Source organism: Frondihabitans sucicola (genome assembly GCF_030296615.1).
Classification (GTDB): domain Bacteria; phylum Actinomycetota; class Actinomycetes; order Actinomycetales; family Microbacteriaceae; genus Frondihabitans; species Frondihabitans sucicola.
This window is the reverse complement of sequence record NZ_AP027732.1, coordinates 3761795-3776245: the sequence shown is the minus strand read 5'-3', so window position 1 is coordinate 3776245 and position 14451 is coordinate 3761795. Positions and strand designations below refer to the sequence as shown.

The window sequence follows — 14451 nt, the reverse complement described above, 5'->3', positions numbered from 1 at the left end:
TCTGACAAGTGCGGCTTGCTACGCTGCCTGCATGGACACACAGACCGCGTCGCCAGGAGGCCTCCGGGCGATCACCCGCGACGCCGTCCGCACGCACCTGTCGGAACTCGCGATCGACCTGTTCACCGAGCACGGCTTCGACAATGTCACCGTCGAGCAGATCGCTGCTGCCGCGGGCATCTCGGCACGCAGCGTGCACCGGTACTTCCCGGCGAAGGAAGACCTGGTCGTCGGCGACCCCACGGCGTATGGCTCGGTCGTCCGCGACGCGTTCCTCGCCCGCTCGACGGACGAATCCGTTCTGTCATCTCTCCGCGCCGCATTCACGGTGCTGCTCGACCACGGTGGCCAGGACATCCGAGGCAAGGCCGCGCTCTGCGTCATGACGAGTGTCCCGGCTCTCCGCGCGCGCAACCACGAGAAGCACCTTCTCTGGGCTTCGCTGCTGACTCCGGTCGTCGCGGCTCGACTCCGGGGCTCCGACGCCGAGCTCCGAGCGCAGGTCCTCGTGCAGACGGCGCTCGCGTGCTTCGACGTCGCTCTCACCGCGTGGGTGGTGCCAGGGGAGCAGCGGACTCCTGCCGAGCTCCTCGGAGTCGCCTTCGCTGCGCTACCGTCGCACGGCCCGACTCCTCCGTGAGCCGCGCGGCGACGGAGAACTCATCGGCCGGCTCCGCGACGGTCGGCACCAGCAGGAACGTTCCGGAGTCGCCTGAGTCGGTCGCCGCGCGCCCTCGTCGCTACTGAGCGCGGTGAACGTAGAGGTCGCGGAGCAGCGCGATCTCCGCTCCGTGGTGCAGGATCTCCTGGTTCTCCCACCATGCGATCGTCAGAAAGGTCTCGTCGGCGTCGCTGCCGTACGGGTAGCTGCTCAGCCCGGTCCGGTCGTAGTCGGACTCATCGACACCGATCAGCACCCGGCGCCAGTCGGCGGCAGCCTCGCGGAACCTGGCGACGGCGCCGGCCGCATCGGGACACGACTCGTACGTCGCGCGATCGAACGTCCGATCGCCCCCGAGATGGTTCGACCGGCCCGACAGGGTTTCGGAGAGGTGGTCGAGTCGCCACGCGATCGTCGTGAGCGGGGGTGGCCACGGGCTCTCGGGGGCACCGTCGCGCCCCCACTCTCCAGCGCCGATGAGCTTCGTCGCGCCCGGACCGGGACCGTCGGTGCGCTTCCGCACCGACCAGCACGCGGCCACCGGCTCCCAGAGGTACTCGGCGTCCGTCAGCGCCGGGACCTCGACATCGTTCCCGTCGCCCGAATTGCTGGTGGGCCCCGCCAGCCGGGACTCGAGGCGTTCCGTCGCCCAGTCGTACTGTTCGAGGAGCGGTTGGAGGCGCTCGTTGGTCGTCATGGCGTGGAGCCTAGGCCTGGCGCGGAGCCGACGGGCGCCGGGGCACGCCGGAAGAGCCGTCGCCGGCGAACCGGTCCGCTAGCGAACGCTCCGCAGCCCGGCGCGAATCTCATCGACCAGGATCCCGGGCTGCTCGAGAGCAGCGAAATGCCCACCCTTGTCGGCCTCGCCGTAGTGAATGAGGTCGGTGTACGTGTCTTCGATCCAGCTGCGGGGGAGGAGGGGGATGTCGCGCGGGAACACCGTCACCGCGACCGGCAGCGCGAGCGTGGGACCGGCGAGGCTGCCCGAGCTGTTCTCCCAGTAGATGCGGCCCGACGACGCGGCACTGTTCGTGAACCAGTACAGCGAGATCGCGTCGAGCATGTCGTCGGTGCTGAGCGCATCCTCGGCCAGCCCGTCGTTGTCGGTCTTCGATTGGAACTTCTCGTAGATCCAGGCTGCCTGGCCCGCGGGAGAATCCGCGAGAGCGAATCCGACCGTCTGGGGTTTCGTGGACTGGAGGTGGTTCGATCCGCCGAGATACCCGGTGTAGAGGGCGAGGGTGTCGACTGCGCGGCGCTCGTCGGATGACAGCGTGTCGGGGATCTGCGCGGGGAAGGCGTACTGCGTGTTCAGGTGGATTCCGAGAAGGCCCTCGGGCTGCATGGCGCCGAGAGCGGTGGTGATGACGGCTCCCCAGTCACCGCCCTGGGCGGCCCACCGCTCGTAGCCGAGGCGTGTCATGAGTTCACCCCAGGCGCGGGCGACGCGTGACACGTTCCATCCCGTCTCCGTCGGTTTACCGGAGAAGCCGAATCCGGGGACCGACGGAACGACGACGTCGAAGGAGTCCTCCGCATGTCCGCCGAACGCCTCCGGGTCGGTCAGCGGGCCGATCATTTTCAGGAACTCGACGAACGATCCCGGCCAGCCGTGGGTCAGGATGAGCGGCAGCGCGTTCGGGTTCTTCGATCTCACGTGGATGAAGTGGATGTCGACGCCGTCGATCGGCGTCACGAACTGGGGCAGAGCGTTGAGCTCACGCTCGAATCGGCGCCAGTCGTACTCTCGCTCCCAGTGAGCCACGAGGGCCTTGGCATTCTCCACGCGCACGCCCTGCGACCAGTCGGCGACGGTCTCCGGATCCGGCCATCTGGTGTGCGCGAGTCGTCGCTTCAGGTCGTCGATGTCGGCGTCGGGAACGGCGACCTCGAAGGGGCGGATGAGGGTCGCGGATGCCGGGTCGGCTGCGGTCATGGTCTGTCCTCCGGTTGGGTGTGACGCGGTGCAACGATCCATTGCACACGTGTGTGCAATGCACACGGTTGTGCACCCTACGCCGTTGCACACAGTTGTGCAATGATTGGCCGATGCAGACCGGATCCGCCCGTGCAGGCGCCGCGGACGACACGCGGAGGCGCATCCTCGACGGCGCTCTCGAAGCCCTCGGTCGAGACCCGGATGCGGGTATGGGCGAGATCGCCTCCGCGGTGGGGGTGGTCCGCCGCACGGTCTACGGCTACTTCCCCACGCGCGCCGACCTCGTGCGGACCCTCGCCCGTCAGGCCGTCGACGAAATCGCAGCCGTCCTCTCCGAGATCAACGCCTCCGCCGGATCACCGGAACGAGTCTGGGTCGACTTCCTCGCGCGCCTCTGGCCACTGGCGCACCGCTACCGAGTGCTGGTGGCACTCCGTCGCGGAGAATACGGTCACGAGATCCACGCTCTCCTGGAGCCGGTCGACCAGTCCCTCGCCGACCTCGTGCAGAGGGGGCAGGACGCCGAAGTCTTCGGCCGGCACCTCCCCGCACCGGTTCTCAGTCAAATCGCCTTCTCCGCCGTCTTTGCCGTCGCGGACAGCAGCCTCCCCGACGCCCTCATCGGCGCCGACGCCGCAACGGTCACGAGCCTTCTCGTCCTGGGAGTTCCCGACGCTCGCGCACGGGCGCTCGCGGAGGGTCACGCGTGACCCGTGTCACGCGACCAGCCCGGTCCGCGGAGGATTCGACGGTCGAACGCATCGCAACGCGGGTCGAGGGTCTCGTCATGTCAGGCACTCGCCTCGTCGCCGTCGACGGTCCATCGGGCTCGGGCAAGAGCACGCTCGCCGGTCCGCTGGCGGATCGGCTGCGAGCGCCTCTCGTCCCGATCGACGACTTCGTCTCCTGGAACGACTTCGCCGGCTGGTGGCCCAGGTTCGAGGCTCAGGTCCTCGAGCCCCTCCTGACCGGACACGACGCCGTGTATCAGCAGCGGGACTGGAAAGGGGACGAGTTCGGTGACCGCCTCGGGCCTTGGCGACGAGTTCCCGCGTCCCCCGTGGTCGTCATCGAAGGAGTCACCTCATCGCGCAGGGCCGTTGCCGATCGGCTGGCGTGCAGCGTCTGGGTCGAGGCGCCCGCCGCGGTTCGCCTCGAGCGCGGGCTGGCTCGAGACGGTGAGGATCACCGGGAGGTGTGGCAGAAGTGGATGGTCGAAGAGGCCGTGTTCTTCGAGCGGGACGGAACCCGCTCGCGGGCCGATTTCACCACCTCGGGAGGTGCCGACGCCTCATCGTGAACACGGCCGCCCGCCTGTTCCGCCCGTGATCACCGACCGGTTCCGCAGAGAGCCCGCCCTCGAGTGACTCAGCGGGCCAGGAGTCGCTCGACGGCGCCGGCGGTGAAGGCAGGATCGGCAGACACCGGCTGCCCGTCGAGCGTCACGACCGGAGCGATCTGGCGACCGCTCGACGCCAGCCAGAGGGCATCGGCACCGCGAAGCTCGTCGACCGTGAAGGCGCGGTACTCCACCGAGGCTCCGCGGGCCTGCGCATCGGCGAAGAACGCGCCCTGCGTGGTCCCCTCGAGTACGCCGAGCGACGGAGGTGTCGTCACGTAGGCGCCGTCGATCAGGGCGATGACCGTCGAGTTCGGACCCTCGAGCACGAAGCCGTCGGTCGACACGAAGATCACGTCGTCGGCACCGCGCCGGGCCGCCTCGCGGAGCGCCGCCTTGTTGATCGCGTACGAGAGCGTCTTGGCCCCCTGCAAGAGCCACGGCGACGTCTCGGCCACGTCGCTGCGGTAACCGCGATCGAGGGTGACGACGGCGATCCCCGCTTCCCGCTCGCGGTCGTAGTGTCCGGCGTCGAAGCAGTAGACCCACCCGGTCGCCGAGTCGCCGTCCTCGATGCCGCGGGTGAGGATCACCTTGACCAGCAGTTCGGAGCCGACCGTGGCCGATCCTGCGAGCTCGATGCTGCGCAGGATCGCGGCACGCCAGACATCGAGGTCGGGTGCCGGCAGGTCGAGCATGGCCGCCGACTTCGCCAGGCGCGCGAGGTGGGGTTCGAGGGCCTGCGCGCGACCGTCGATCACGCCGATGCTCTCGAAGATGCCGTCACCGCGCGTGACTCCCAGGTCGAGAACGGAGACCTGCGGTGCGGAGGGGTCCTGCTCGTCGACGGAGACGACCCCGGAGGCGTCGTGGAGCAGCATCAGCAGAACGGGAAGTGTCATGGGTCGACGGTACCGTTCTCGCATGGCGAAGACGAAGAAGGGCCTCGAGGCGCCGCGCGTCGACGAGGCGGATCCCCGAGACCTGACCGATGCTCCGGCCGAAGAGCTCCGCTCGCGCGAGTCGCACGATGCCGAGCGCTACGACGGCGGCGATCTCACCGAGTACGACCTCGAGGGGTCGACTTTCTCCGAGTGCGTCTTCGAGGGCATCACGTTCGGAGCCACGCGCCTCCGCGGCAGTCGTTTCGTCGAGTCGGTGTTCGTCGATCCGTTCGCCCCCGAGTTCTCGGCGGCGCGGACGACGTGGCGCACCGTCCGGGTCGACCGGCCGCGGTGGGGTTCTGCCGAGCTCTTCGACGCCGAACTCGAGTCGGTCCGCCTCTCCGGCGGCAAGATCGACTTCCTCAACCTGCGCGGGTCGACGCTCCGAGACGTCGTCATCGAGAACTGCGCGATCGGCGAACTCGATCTCGGGGGCGTTCGCGCCACGCGAGTGGCCCTGGTCGACTGCCGCGTCGGAACACTCGACGTCACCTCGGCCGAACTGTCGTCCGTCGACCTCCGCACCACGACCTTCGATCGCATCGACGGCATCCCCGGCCTGCGCGGCGCGATCATCGACGACCAACAGTTGACCCTCCTGGCACCGCTCTTCGCGGCTCAGCACGGCGTGATCGTCGAGTGATCCGGCCCGGGTGCCCCACGAGCCGCAGAGAGCCGGGCCCGGCGGGGCATCGCGGGCGGCGCAATGTCAACGGACGTAACGCTTAAGCCACTCGAATCGAACCGGTGATAGTTTCTAGAACAAGCAACGCGCTCCGGGGTCAGTGAGATTCTGAACCGGCGGTATAGTCCGCGACCCGCTTCGAACGCCCCGACTTCACGGTCGGAGGCGAGACGAGTGGCTGAACTGGTGTGATTCCAGTACCGACGGTGAAAGTCCGGATAGGAGGCAGCGCGTGCCCACGCGTACGAGTTATTCCTCAGCGTGTGGGCGGCGGCCGTCGGCCGACCCTTCCCCGGAGCTCTCGAAGAGCGAAACCGGAGAACGACATGGCAAGCCGCATCACGCGCAGCCGCACACCCCACGAGCCCACCACGCGGGCGGTGAGCTGACGTGTTCACGGGAATCATCGAAGAACTCGGCCGCGTGGACCGGATCGTCGACAACGGAGACTCCGTTCGTCTGACCGTCCACGGCCCGCTCGCCGTCGAGGGAGTCCACCACGGCGACTCCGTCTCCGTCAGCGGCGTGTGTCTCACGGTCGTTGCGAGCGACACCGAGTCCTTCACGGCGGACGTCATGAAGCAGACGCTCATCATGTCGACGATCGGCGATCTCGTGGCCGGATCACCGGTCAACCTCGAGCGCGCCGCTCGCGTCGGCGACCGCCTCGGTGGCCACATCGTCCAGGGGCACGTCGACGGCACGGCGACCCTCCTCGAGATCCACCCCGGCGACGCCTGGCGCCGACTTCGCTTCCGTCTCTCCGACGATCTGTCTCCGCTCCTCGTCGACAAGGGCTCGATCACGCTCGAGGGCGTCAGCCTCACGGTCAGCGACATCAGCGAAGCGGGTGCTGACGAGGGCTGGTTCGAGGTGTCGCTGATCCCCGAGACGCTCGCCGCCACCACCCTCGGCGTCAAGGAGGTCGGCGACAGCGTCAACGTCGAGACCGACGTGATCGCCCGACACGTCCGCAGGATGCTCCGCCTCGACGAAGTCGCGACCGCGGCTCTCGACGCCTCGCCGATCGCGACGGTCGACCTGTGATGACGGCGACGGTGGCGAACACGGTCGAGGCGGCCCTCGAGCACCTGCGGCTCGGGCGCCCCGTGATCGTGGCCGACGACGAGTCGCGCGAGAACGAGGGCGACATCATCCTGTCCGCAGAGCTCGCGACCCAGCAGTGGCTGGCCTGGCTGGTCCGCTACTCGTCCGGCTTCGTCTGCGCCCCGATGACCGCTGAGATCGCGGACCGGCTCGACCTGCCGCCCATGGTCGCGCACAACGAAGACACGCGCGGGACGGCCTACACGGTCAGCGTCGATGCTGCGGCGGGGGTGACGACGGGCATCAGCGCCCACGACCGGGCACACACCCTGCGCGTCCTTGCCGACCCCGCGTCGGTGCGTGCCGATCTCCACCGGCCCGGGCACGTCCTGCCGCTTCGAGCCGTTCCCGGCGGCGTTCGTGCGCGCAACGGACACACCGAGGCGGCGGTCGACCTCATGATCGCGGCATCGCTTCGCCCCGTGGGAGTCATCAGCGAGATCGTGGCCGACGACGGCGAGATGATGCGCTTCCCCGAGCTGCTCCGCTTCGGAGACCGTGAGGGTGTCCCGGTGATCACGATCGCGCAGCTCATCGCCTGGCTCGACGAGCACGCGCCGGCGACCACGACCGGGTCGGCGTCGCCGGCACGAACACCGACAACAGCGGCAGCCTCGACGGCCGCGTCCACAGAAGGAGCGACCGCATGAGCGGCGAAGGAGCACCCGAGACCACCTCGATCGACGGAACCGGCGTTCGCGTCACCGTCGTGGCGGGCACCTGGCACACCGTCATCGCCGAGGGCCTCCTCGCGGGGGCGCTGCGCTCGCTCGACGCGATGAACGCCAGCGTCACGGTCATCCGCGTCCCCGGGAGCTTCGAGCTTCCCGTCGTCGCCAAGGCCGCCCTCGAGAACGGGGCCGACGCCGTCGTGGCGCTCGGCGTCATCATCCGCGGAGGGACACCGCACTTCGACTTCGTCTCCGACGCCGCCACCGCCGGGCTCACCCGCGTCGCCCTCGACACCGGCAAACCGGTCGGGTTCGGTGTGCTCACCCTCGACGACGAGCAGCAGGGTCTGGATCGCGCAGGCCTCGAAGGCTCGAAAGAAGACAAAGGCGACGAGGCGGCGTCGGCCGCCGTGCAGACGGTGCTGACCCTGCGGGCGCTCGGTGCCGCCGCCCTCCTCGCCTAAGCCAGCACTTCGGCGAAGAAGTCCTTCATGGCCACCCAGGATCGCCGATTCGCGGTCTCCTGGAAGGCGGCACCGTGCTCCGGCGAGTTCGTGCCGGGGACCGCGAACGCGTGCAGGGCTCCGGAGTAGCTGACGACCTGCCAGTCGTCGGCGCCCGCGGTTCGCAGCTCGTCCTCGAAGGCGGTCACGGAGTCGGGCGGTACTACGGGGTCGTCCGCTCCGGTCAGGACCAGCACGGGCGCGGTGACACTGCCGGGTTCGGCTGGGGCACCTGTCCGCAGATTGCCGTGGAACGACACCACACCGGCCACGTCCGCGCCCGACCTCGCCACCTCGAGTGCGCCGGAGCCGCCGAAGCAATACCCCATCACGGCGATCCGCGAGGAGTCGACGCCGGGCTCGGCCCGCAGCCGCTCCAGGTTGGCCAGGGCCCGCGCGCGGAAGAGGTCGACGTCGCCATAGAATCTCCCGGCCAGCGCCCCGGCCTCGTCGCCGTCGGCCGGCTGCGAGTCGACGCCGTAGATGTCGCCGGCGAGGGCGACGTAGCCGAGTCGCGCGAGCATCTCGGCTCGAACCTTCACGTGGTCGGTCATTCCGAACCAGTCGTGCAGGACGAGCACGCCGGGTCGAGCGGGGCCGTCGTCGCCGGGGCGCGCGACGTACCCCTCGAGTTCGGTGTCGCCGGCCGTGAACGAGACGGTTTCGGAGGTCACCGGCGCTTCGGGGACGGAGGCCAGGAGATCACGGAGTGCTGGGGTGAGAGTGTCGGGAGTCATCGTCTGCGACGTTACTCCGAGGAGTCTCGGATCGAGCGGATGACGGCCGTCGGGCGGTCAGGCCTGGCTGACCGCCGACTCTCCCGGAGACGCTTCGGGAGGAAGGGGCCCACCCGAGAGCAATCGGGTCACGGCCTCCTGGACGACGATGGCGCGGCGCTCCGTGTCGCCCAGGTGCACGTTGGTGGTCACCGGTGTCACGAACCACGCGAGCACCAGCCCGAACGACATCGTCAGCACCTCGTCGGGCCGCCAGTCGGTCGCGATGAGGCCTTCCGCCTGCGCCTGGCGGACGCCGTCGCGTCGGGCCTCGAGTTCGGCGTGGTCGACGACACCGGGGCTGGCCAGCGTCACACCCTCGATCTGACCCCAGAGGAGCAGGCGTGCGTCGTCGACGTGCTCGGAGAAGTGCAGGTAGAGCCGTGAGGCCCAGCCGGGCAGATCACGAGCGTCGAGGGGAACGGCCGCGACCCAGCGATCGATGCTCGCGCCCAGAGCGGCGTCGAAGAGTTCGCGTTTGGTCTTGAAGTGCGCGTACAGGCGCTCCTTGCTGGCCTCGGCAGAGCGGGCGATCGTGTCGATCCGCGCCCCGGCCAATCCGCGCTCGGCGAATTCGGTGTGGGCTGCGAGCAGGATGCGCTCGCGGGGCGGTGTCTCTCGGCGTGCCATTTTCCGAGTGTATGGCTGCGGGAGCGTACGGCGGAAGGGCGGGCCGAAAGAGCTGGTTCGGTCCGACGTCGCGTCAGCGCGCTGCTCGCGTCATCGGGATGTGCACGAGGCCGTCCTCGACGAAATCCTCGCCGGAGCGTTCGAAACCGTAGCGGCCGTACCAGCCCTCGAGACGCTCCTGAGCGTCGAGGTGGATCGCGCGACCCCCGCACTCGTCGACCGCTCTCTGCATCAGGACGCCCGCGAAGCCTCGCCCGCGAGCCGCCTGGGCCGTCGCCACACGACCGATCCGGCGGTCCTCGCCGTCGTGGAGAAGCCGGAGCGTCGCCGCCACGTCGTCGTCATCAGTCGACCAGAACTGGCGGGCCGTCGGCTCGACGTCGCGGCCGTCGAGCTCGGGGTAGGCGCAACCCTGCTCGACCACGAACACATCCACGCGCAGACGCAGGATCTCGTAGAGGACGACGGGATCGAGGTCGGAGGTGAGCGATTCCTGGTGCGTGACCGTCATCCTTCGACAGTAGCGTTCCGGGGTCCGGCGGCCGACTCGGGTGACTGGCGGGTGAACGACGCCCTCTGGACGGATGGTTCTGCTGCTCTGACCGGGGCAGCGGCGCTCGGTCGTGGTGCGCTGGTAAGCGGTCTTCGCCGAGGGCCCGTCGAACATCGTCGTCGTTCCGAACCCTGTCCGCCATGCCCCGAACCTCACCCACTCTCATCAGCCTGCCGAAAGCGGAGACCACCTCGCGCGTCCTGGTCTTCGGCGACGTGCTCGACGACATCATCGTGATGCCGGCCAAGCGTCCGACCACCAACACGGACACCGACGCCAGGATCCGGCATCGGGCCGGCGGTTCGGCGGCCAATACGGCGGCGTGGCTGGGGACTCTCGGCATCGGCACCGACTTCGTGGGCCGAGTCGGGGTCGGCGATGTGCAGCGGCACACGCAGCTGCTGGCCGATGCCGGCGTGGTCCCGCATCTGAGCCACGCCACCAGCGAGCACACGGGCACCGTCGTCATCACGGTCGAGGGAGCCCACCGCACGATGCTGACCGATCGGGGTGCGAGCGCCGGCCTCGTCCTCGACAAGATCACGGACGAGCTCCTGCGCGGAGTCGCGGCGGTTCACCTCACCGGTTACACCGTGGTCACCTCGCGGAGTCCGGTCGCCTACCGGAGACTCGTGAGCAGGATCCGCGCCGCCGGAGCGCTGGTGTCGATCGATCCCGCGTCGTCGGGTTTCATCGCCGACTACGGTCCGCAGGCTTTCCTGGACATCGTCGAGGGAGCCGACCTGTTCTTTCCGAGCCTCGACGAGGGCCGCCTGCTCAGCGGTGAGGAGGAGCCGGAGGATGTCGTTCGAGCCCTTGCGGCCCGGTTCGGCGTCGTAGCCCTCGCCCTCCCCGACGGATCGTCCGTCGCCGGGCGGCGAACCGGCAAGCTCGTCCACTCGCCGCCGGTCGCGTCGCGCTTCGTCGACCCGATCGGCGTGGGTGACGCGTTCAGCGCGGGTTTCCTGTGCGCGTGGCTTCAATCGCCGAGCCTCGCGATGGCCAGCCGGAAGGGCGTGAAGGCCGCGGCCCTGGCTCTGGGCGTCGTGGGCGGCCGGCCCGCGCGGTAGCCCGGGCGGTAGACGGCGCCCTAGCCGAGCCGTTCGGTGCGGACGGTGAGCGTCTGGATGCGCGGAGGCAGCTCGGGAGTCAGACGGATTTCGACGCGGAGCCGGCCGGAGCGGCCGGGAAGCCGCCAGACCAGGTGTGACGGGGCGAGGGACTCTTCACCGGAGTCGACGTCGATCGGGACCAGCGGCGATCGTGGACCCGTCGGACGTTCACCGGCCGCGGCGAACGCCGTACCACTGCCGTCGAAGCCGCCGATCTCGTCGATCGCCCGAGCCCAGGCGGCGCGGCGATGCGTGAACGGGACATCGAGCTCGACGTTCTCGGAGACCGTGTCGGCCGGCAGCGTGGCCCCGTGGAGGGCGCTCTCGACGAGCGCTTTGGCGGTGACGACCTCGGGCCACACAGCTGGGACGGGTTCGGCGGAGAGATCGTGCAGGATCCCGTGCAGTGCGGTCGCGGCGGGAACGGAGACCTGGGCGTAGGTCGCGTTCTCGAACGCGACCACGCCGATGCCGGAAGCAGGGTGCCAGCGCATGTGCGCCGAGAAGCCCGGGTAGCCACCGGAGTGCGAGACGATCTCGCCGAGGCCAGGCTGCTGCTCGACGAAGAGACCGAAGCCGTAGCCGCTGGGCTGAGCCGCGAGAGCCGGGACGAATCGGTACTGCTGCTGCAGTTCGCGCCGCGACGCGCGCGACAGGATGCCGTCGTGGTCACCCGGTGCGCGTGATCCTGCGGAGGGTGCCTCCGATTCGTCGCCGGCCGGATCGAAGGCGGACGCGAGCCAGCGCGCCCACCGCGAGAGATCGGTGACCGTGCTGAACAGGCCGCCGATCGACGAGAATCCGCCCGGGCCGGAGAACGGCAGCGGCTGCCACGCGTCGTCGAGGAATCGGTGCCCGATGGCGAGGCGGTCGTCGTCGCCGTTCGGGCGCTCGAAGCCGGTCGACTCGAGGCCGAGAGGGCGCAGGATCGTCTCGCTGACGACCTCGCGGTAAGGGCGCCCCGCCGCGATGGTCACCACCCGGCCCAGCAGCGCGTAGCCGAGGTTCGAGTAGGCGAACCGGGTGCCTGGCACGCTGTCGAACCGGAGTCCTCGCCCCAGGAGGGTGTCGAGTTCTCGGTCGGTGATCGGCTCTTGGCGGTCGCCCCAGGGGTCGTCGGTCGGCAGGCCGGCCGACATGGTGAGGAGCATGCGGACAGTCGGGATCGGCGAATCGGCCGTGGGCAGCGTCACGTCGCCGAACGCCGGAACGAAATCGGTGACGGGTGCGTCGAGGTCGAGCGCGCCGGCGTCGCGGAGGGCGAGCAGCGCGGTGGCGGTGAAGCTCTTCGTGCAGGACGCGATGCGGTAGATCGTGTCGGCGGTGGGCGCTGCCCCGGCGACGTCGCCGGTGGAGCCCGTGTGAACGAGGCCGTCGCGCGTGAACACCCCGTAGGCCGCGCTCGGGGCGCGCTTTTCGGCCACGCGCGCCCGGAAGAGGGAGTCGACGCCGCTGACCGCGGCCCGAAGATCGGAGGGGTCGATGGTCACGCGAGCCCGGCCTTTCGTCGCATGGTGTCGTACGAGTCGAGTGCGCGCCGACGCGACTCCTTGAGGTCGACGATCGGCTCCGGATAGTCGTCGGTGCCGAACTCGGGCACCCAGCGACCGACGTACTCGTGCTGCTTGTCGAACTTGTCGGCTTGTAGTTCGGGGTTGAAGACGCGGAAGTACGGCGCCGCGTCGGCGCCTGACCCGGCGACCCACTGCCAGTTGCCCGGATTGTTCGCTTCGTCGGCGTCGACCAGGGTGTCCCAGAACCACTGCTCACCGAGGCGCCAGTCGATCAGGAGATTCTTGATGAGAAAACTGGCGACGACCATCCGCACGCGATTGTGCATCACCCCGGTCTGCCAGAGCTCGCGCATGCCCGCGTCGACAAGAGGGATGCCCGTGCGGCCCTCCTGCCAGGCGCGAAGGACGTCGGCCTCGGGCTCGTGCCACTCGAACTCGTCGAACTCGGGCCGGTAGTTGGCGGTGGCGAGGTCGGGGTTGGCGAAGAGCACGACGTGGTTGAACTCGCGCCAGATCACCTGGCGGAGGAAAGCCCCCACCTGCCCCTTCGCGTTCTGCGGGACGTTGCCGCGCAGGCGGTGCCAGACCTGGAAGGGGCTGATCTCGCCGAAGCGGAGGAACGGGGAGAGGTGGCTCGTCGTGTCGTCGGCCGGGAAGTCGCGGTCGGCGTAGTCGGCGAGATCGTCGCGGATGAACGCCTCGAGGGTGCGGTGCGCCCCTTCTCCCCGGGCTCCCACCGGTCGCGGAGCCCGCCCGCCCAGTCGGGGCGAGAGGGCTCGAGAGCCCAGGAGTCGAGGTCGTCGCTCGGGAGGGCCGTCGCGGGGGAGGGGATGTCGCTCGGCGCTGGGAAGGGGTGTCGAGGCTCGGGCTGCTCGAGACAGGCGCGATAGAACGGCGTGAAGACCTTGAACGGGGTGCCCTGGCCGGTCTGAACCGTCCAGGGCTCGAACAGCAGGCTGCCCTGGAAGCTGCTCACGTCGAGCTCACGATCGCGGAGCGACGACTTGAGAGCCGCGTCGGCGTCGCGCGCCGCCTTGCCGTACCGGCGGTTCCAGAACACGGCGTCGGCGCCCGACTCGTCGACGAGGGAGGGAATGACATCGGCCGCCGCGCCGCGACGGAGGGTCAGACGTGCGCCGCGTCGCTCGAGTTCGGCGGACAGAGCGGCGAGGCTCTGATGCAACCACCAGCGGGAGGCGCCCCCGAGCGGGCGGATTGCGGTGGTCTCGTCGTCGAGGACATAGGCCACGACGACCTCGCCCCCGCGCTGGATCGCGTGGTGCAGTGCTGGATTGTCGGCCACGCGAAGGTCGTCGCGCAGCCAGACCAGGGTTCGGGAGACCACTCAGCGGCCGGCCACGAGAGGGTCGGCGGTCGATCCGGACGGTGCGACCGCGCTGTCGTCGGTCTCGTCGTCGCTCAGAACCGGGCACGCCTCGGCCTCGGGAACGTCGGCGATCGTCGGGCCCAGGCGGAGCTTGGTGCAGAGCGCCATGAGCTGTTCGAGCTCGTCGTGGTCGAGGGTGCCGCCCACGCGGCGCGAGATCGCTTCGGCGTGACGCACGGCCGTGCTGCGGAAGATGTCGGAGCCGAGTGGGGTCATGGCGACGATGATGCCGCGGCCGTCGCCGGGGTCGCTCAGTTTCTCGACGACGCCCTTGGTGGTGAGCCTGTCGACGAGACGGCTGATGCTCGGCTGCGTGAGGAGGAGGTGCTGTGTCAGCTCTTTGAGGCGGGCGCGCCGCTCGGGCTGGTTCGACAGGTTGAACAGGACGTCGTACTCGTTGAAGGAGATCTCACCCGTCGGGAAACAGGCGGTCAGCTCGCGCATGATGGTGACCTGAGCTCGGAAGAGCGACTCCCAAGCGCTGACGGCCAGACTCTTCTGGCTCGTCCCCTTGTCTTTCATTGCTGCTCCTCGCCGGATGACTGGCCACCAGTCTACGAACGACGTCCGACAAAAGACCGATTAACGGACTGAGGGCCGGTCGCAGAGGCTAGCGACCGACCCTCTCCC

The 14451-nt window shown here is 69.4% G+C and carries 15 protein-coding genes, 2 pseudogenes and 1 riboswitch; of the genes and pseudogenes, 8 read left to right on the top strand and 9 right to left on the bottom strand.

The window, feature by feature from the left end; all coding sequences use genetic code 11:
* The first annotated feature begins 31 nt into the window (after window positions 1-31).
* Window positions 32-640 (top strand): TetR family transcriptional regulator, encoded by a 609-nt coding sequence (locus QUE79_RS19420; RefSeq protein WP_286344491.1) that lies wholly within the window; start codon window positions 32-34, stop codon window positions 638-640.
* Between the two features lie 100 nt (window positions 641-740).
* On the opposite strand, the gene QUE79_RS19415 is transcribed toward QUE79_RS19420, so the two are convergent.
* Together QUE79_RS19415 and QUE79_RS19410 are read right to left on the bottom strand one after the other, a co-directional pair.
* A complete protein-coding gene (locus QUE79_RS19415; RefSeq protein WP_286344490.1) occupies window positions 741-1358 on the bottom strand; it encodes a DinB family protein in 618 nt (205 codons plus the stop codon).
* Window positions 1359-1436: 78 nt separating this feature from the next.
* Window positions 1437-2597 carry an epoxide hydrolase family protein gene (locus QUE79_RS19410; protein ID WP_286344489.1) on the bottom strand — a complete coding sequence of 387 codons (1161 nt, stop codon included), beginning with the start codon at window positions 2595-2597 and terminating at the stop codon, window positions 1437-1439.
* Window positions 2598-2710: 113 nt separating this feature from the next.
* Between QUE79_RS19410 and QUE79_RS19405 the strand changes: the two genes are divergently transcribed.
* Together QUE79_RS19405 and QUE79_RS19400 are read left to right on the top strand one after the other, a co-directional pair.
* Window positions 2711-3310 (top strand): TetR/AcrR family transcriptional regulator, encoded by a 600-nt coding sequence (locus tag QUE79_RS19405; protein ID WP_286344488.1) that lies wholly within the window; start codon window positions 2711-2713, stop codon window positions 3308-3310.
* A 77-nt stretch (window positions 3311-3387) separates the two neighbouring features.
* Complete coding sequence (locus QUE79_RS19400; protein WP_286344487.1) at window positions 3388-3900, top strand: uridine kinase family protein; 513 nt, start codon at window positions 3388-3390, stop codon at window positions 3898-3900.
* A 68-nt stretch (window positions 3901-3968) separates the two neighbouring features.
* On the opposite strand, the gene QUE79_RS19395 is transcribed toward QUE79_RS19400, so the two are convergent.
* Window positions 3969-4841, bottom strand: coding sequence for an aminodeoxychorismate lyase (locus QUE79_RS19395; RefSeq protein WP_286344486.1), 873 nt, complete (start codon window positions 4839-4841; stop codon window positions 3969-3971).
* A gap of 22 nt (window positions 4842-4863) precedes the next feature.
* On the opposite strand from QUE79_RS19395, the gene QUE79_RS19390 reads away from it, so the two are divergent.
* The 4 genes and pseudogenes from QUE79_RS19390 (at window position 4864) to ribH (ending at window position 7810) form a co-directional block, all read left to right on the top strand.
* Window positions 4864-5526 carry a pentapeptide repeat-containing protein gene (locus QUE79_RS19390; protein WP_286344485.1) on the top strand — a complete coding sequence of 221 codons (663 nt, stop codon included), beginning with the start codon at window positions 4864-4866 and terminating at the stop codon, window positions 5524-5526.
* A gap of 124 nt (window positions 5527-5650) precedes the next feature.
* Window positions 5651-5804: riboswitch (FMN riboswitch) on the top strand.
* A 154-nt stretch (window positions 5805-5958) separates the two neighbouring features.
* Window positions 5959-6615, top strand: coding sequence for a riboflavin synthase (locus QUE79_RS19385; RefSeq protein WP_286344484.1), 657 nt, complete (start codon window positions 5959-5961; stop codon window positions 6613-6615).
* Window positions 6615-7236, top strand: a pseudogene (gene ribB, locus QUE79_RS19380) (3,4-dihydroxy-2-butanone-4-phosphate synthase); the annotation flags it as partial. The gene QUE79_RS19385 and the pseudogene ribB, both read left to right, overlap by 1 nt.
* An 85-nt stretch (window positions 7237-7321) precedes the next feature.
* Window positions 7322-7810 (top strand): 6,7-dimethyl-8-ribityllumazine synthase, encoded by a 489-nt coding sequence (gene ribH / locus QUE79_RS19375; RefSeq protein WP_286344483.1) that lies wholly within the window; start codon window positions 7322-7324, stop codon window positions 7808-7810.
* On the opposite strand, the gene QUE79_RS19370 is transcribed toward ribH, so the two are convergent.
* From QUE79_RS19370 to QUE79_RS19360, 3 genes are all read right to left on the bottom strand, one after another.
* The gene (locus QUE79_RS19370; RefSeq protein WP_286344482.1) at window positions 7807-8586 is read right to left on the bottom strand and encodes a dienelactone hydrolase family protein; all 780 of its coding nucleotides are present in this window, start codon (window positions 8584-8586) and stop codon (window positions 7807-7809) included. The genes ribH and QUE79_RS19370 overlap by 4 nt on opposite strands.
* 57 nt (window positions 8587-8643) lie before the next feature.
* On the bottom strand, window positions 8644-9255 hold the full coding sequence (locus QUE79_RS19365) for a TetR/AcrR family transcriptional regulator (protein ID WP_286344481.1): 612 nt from the start codon (window positions 9253-9255) through the stop codon (window positions 8644-8646).
* A gap of 73 nt (window positions 9256-9328) precedes the next feature.
* A complete protein-coding gene (locus QUE79_RS19360; RefSeq protein ID WP_286344480.1) occupies window positions 9329-9766 on the bottom strand; it encodes a GNAT family N-acetyltransferase in 438 nt (145 codons plus the stop codon).
* 182 nt (window positions 9767-9948) lie between these two features.
* Here QUE79_RS19360 and QUE79_RS19355 point away from each other — a divergent pair, with 182 nt between their 5' ends.
* Window positions 9949-10878 (top strand): carbohydrate kinase family protein, encoded by a 930-nt coding sequence (locus QUE79_RS19355; RefSeq protein WP_286344479.1) that lies wholly within the window; start codon window positions 9949-9951, stop codon window positions 10876-10878.
* Between the two features lie 20 nt (window positions 10879-10898).
* On the opposite strand, the gene QUE79_RS19350 is transcribed toward QUE79_RS19355, so the two are convergent.
* From QUE79_RS19350 to QUE79_RS19340, 3 genes and pseudogenes are all read right to left on the bottom strand, one after another.
* Window positions 10899-12410 (bottom strand): serine hydrolase domain-containing protein, encoded by a 1512-nt coding sequence (locus tag QUE79_RS19350; protein ID WP_286344478.1) that lies wholly within the window; start codon window positions 12408-12410, stop codon window positions 10899-10901.
* Window positions 12407-13779: pseudogene (locus QUE79_RS19345) on the bottom strand (cryptochrome/photolyase family protein). The gene QUE79_RS19350 and the pseudogene QUE79_RS19345 overlap by 4 nt, the downstream one beginning before the upstream one ends.
* Window positions 13780-14343 carry a MarR family winged helix-turn-helix transcriptional regulator gene (locus tag QUE79_RS19340; protein ID WP_286344477.1) on the bottom strand — a complete coding sequence of 188 codons (564 nt, stop codon included), beginning with the start codon at window positions 14341-14343 and terminating at the stop codon, window positions 13780-13782.
* Window positions 14344-14451 lie beyond the last annotated feature (108 nt).

Bases quoted from the DNA above. Each gene is read 5' to 3' on its own strand.
- QUE79_RS19390 (WP_286344485.1), top strand. From the start codon at position 4,864: ATGGCGAAGACGAAGAAGGGCCTCGAGGCGCCGCGCGTCGACGAGGCG.
- QUE79_RS19360 (WP_286344480.1), bottom strand. From the start codon at position 9,766: ATGACGGTCACGCACCAGGAATCGCTCACCTCCGACCTCGATCCCGTC.
- QUE79_RS19405 (WP_286344488.1), top strand. From the start codon at position 2,711: ATGCAGACCGGATCCGCCCGTGCAGGCGCCGCGGACGACACGCGGAGG.
- QUE79_RS19400 (WP_286344487.1), top strand. From the start codon at position 3,388: ATGTCAGGCACTCGCCTCGTCGCCGTCGACGGTCCATCGGGCTCGGGC.
- QUE79_RS19355 (WP_286344479.1), top strand. From the start codon at position 9,949: ATGCCCCGAACCTCACCCACTCTCATCAGCCTGCCGAAAGCGGAGACC.
- QUE79_RS19420 (WP_286344491.1), top strand. From the start codon at position 32: ATGGACACACAGACCGCGTCGCCAGGAGGCCTCCGGGCGATCACCCGC.
- QUE79_RS19395 (WP_286344486.1), bottom strand. From the start codon at position 4,841: ATGACACTTCCCGTTCTGCTGATGCTGCTCCACGACGCCTCCGGGGTC.
- QUE79_RS19370 (WP_286344482.1), bottom strand. From the start codon at position 8,586: ATGACTCCCGACACTCTCACCCCAGCACTCCGTGATCTCCTGGCCTCC.
- QUE79_RS19340 (WP_286344477.1), bottom strand. From the start codon at position 14,343: ATGAAAGACAAGGGGACGAGCCAGAAGAGTCTGGCCGTCAGCGCTTGG.
- QUE79_RS19365 (WP_286344481.1), bottom strand. From the start codon at position 9,255: ATGGCACGCCGAGAGACACCGCCCCGCGAGCGCATCCTGCTCGCAGCC.
- ribH (WP_286344483.1), top strand. From the start codon at position 7,322: ATGAGCGGCGAAGGAGCACCCGAGACCACCTCGATCGACGGAACCGGC.
- QUE79_RS19410 (WP_286344489.1), bottom strand. From the start codon at position 2,597: ATGACCGCAGCCGACCCGGCATCCGCGACCCTCATCCGCCCCTTCGAG.
- QUE79_RS19415 (WP_286344490.1), bottom strand. From the start codon at position 1,358: ATGACGACCAACGAGCGCCTCCAACCGCTCCTCGAACAGTACGACTGG.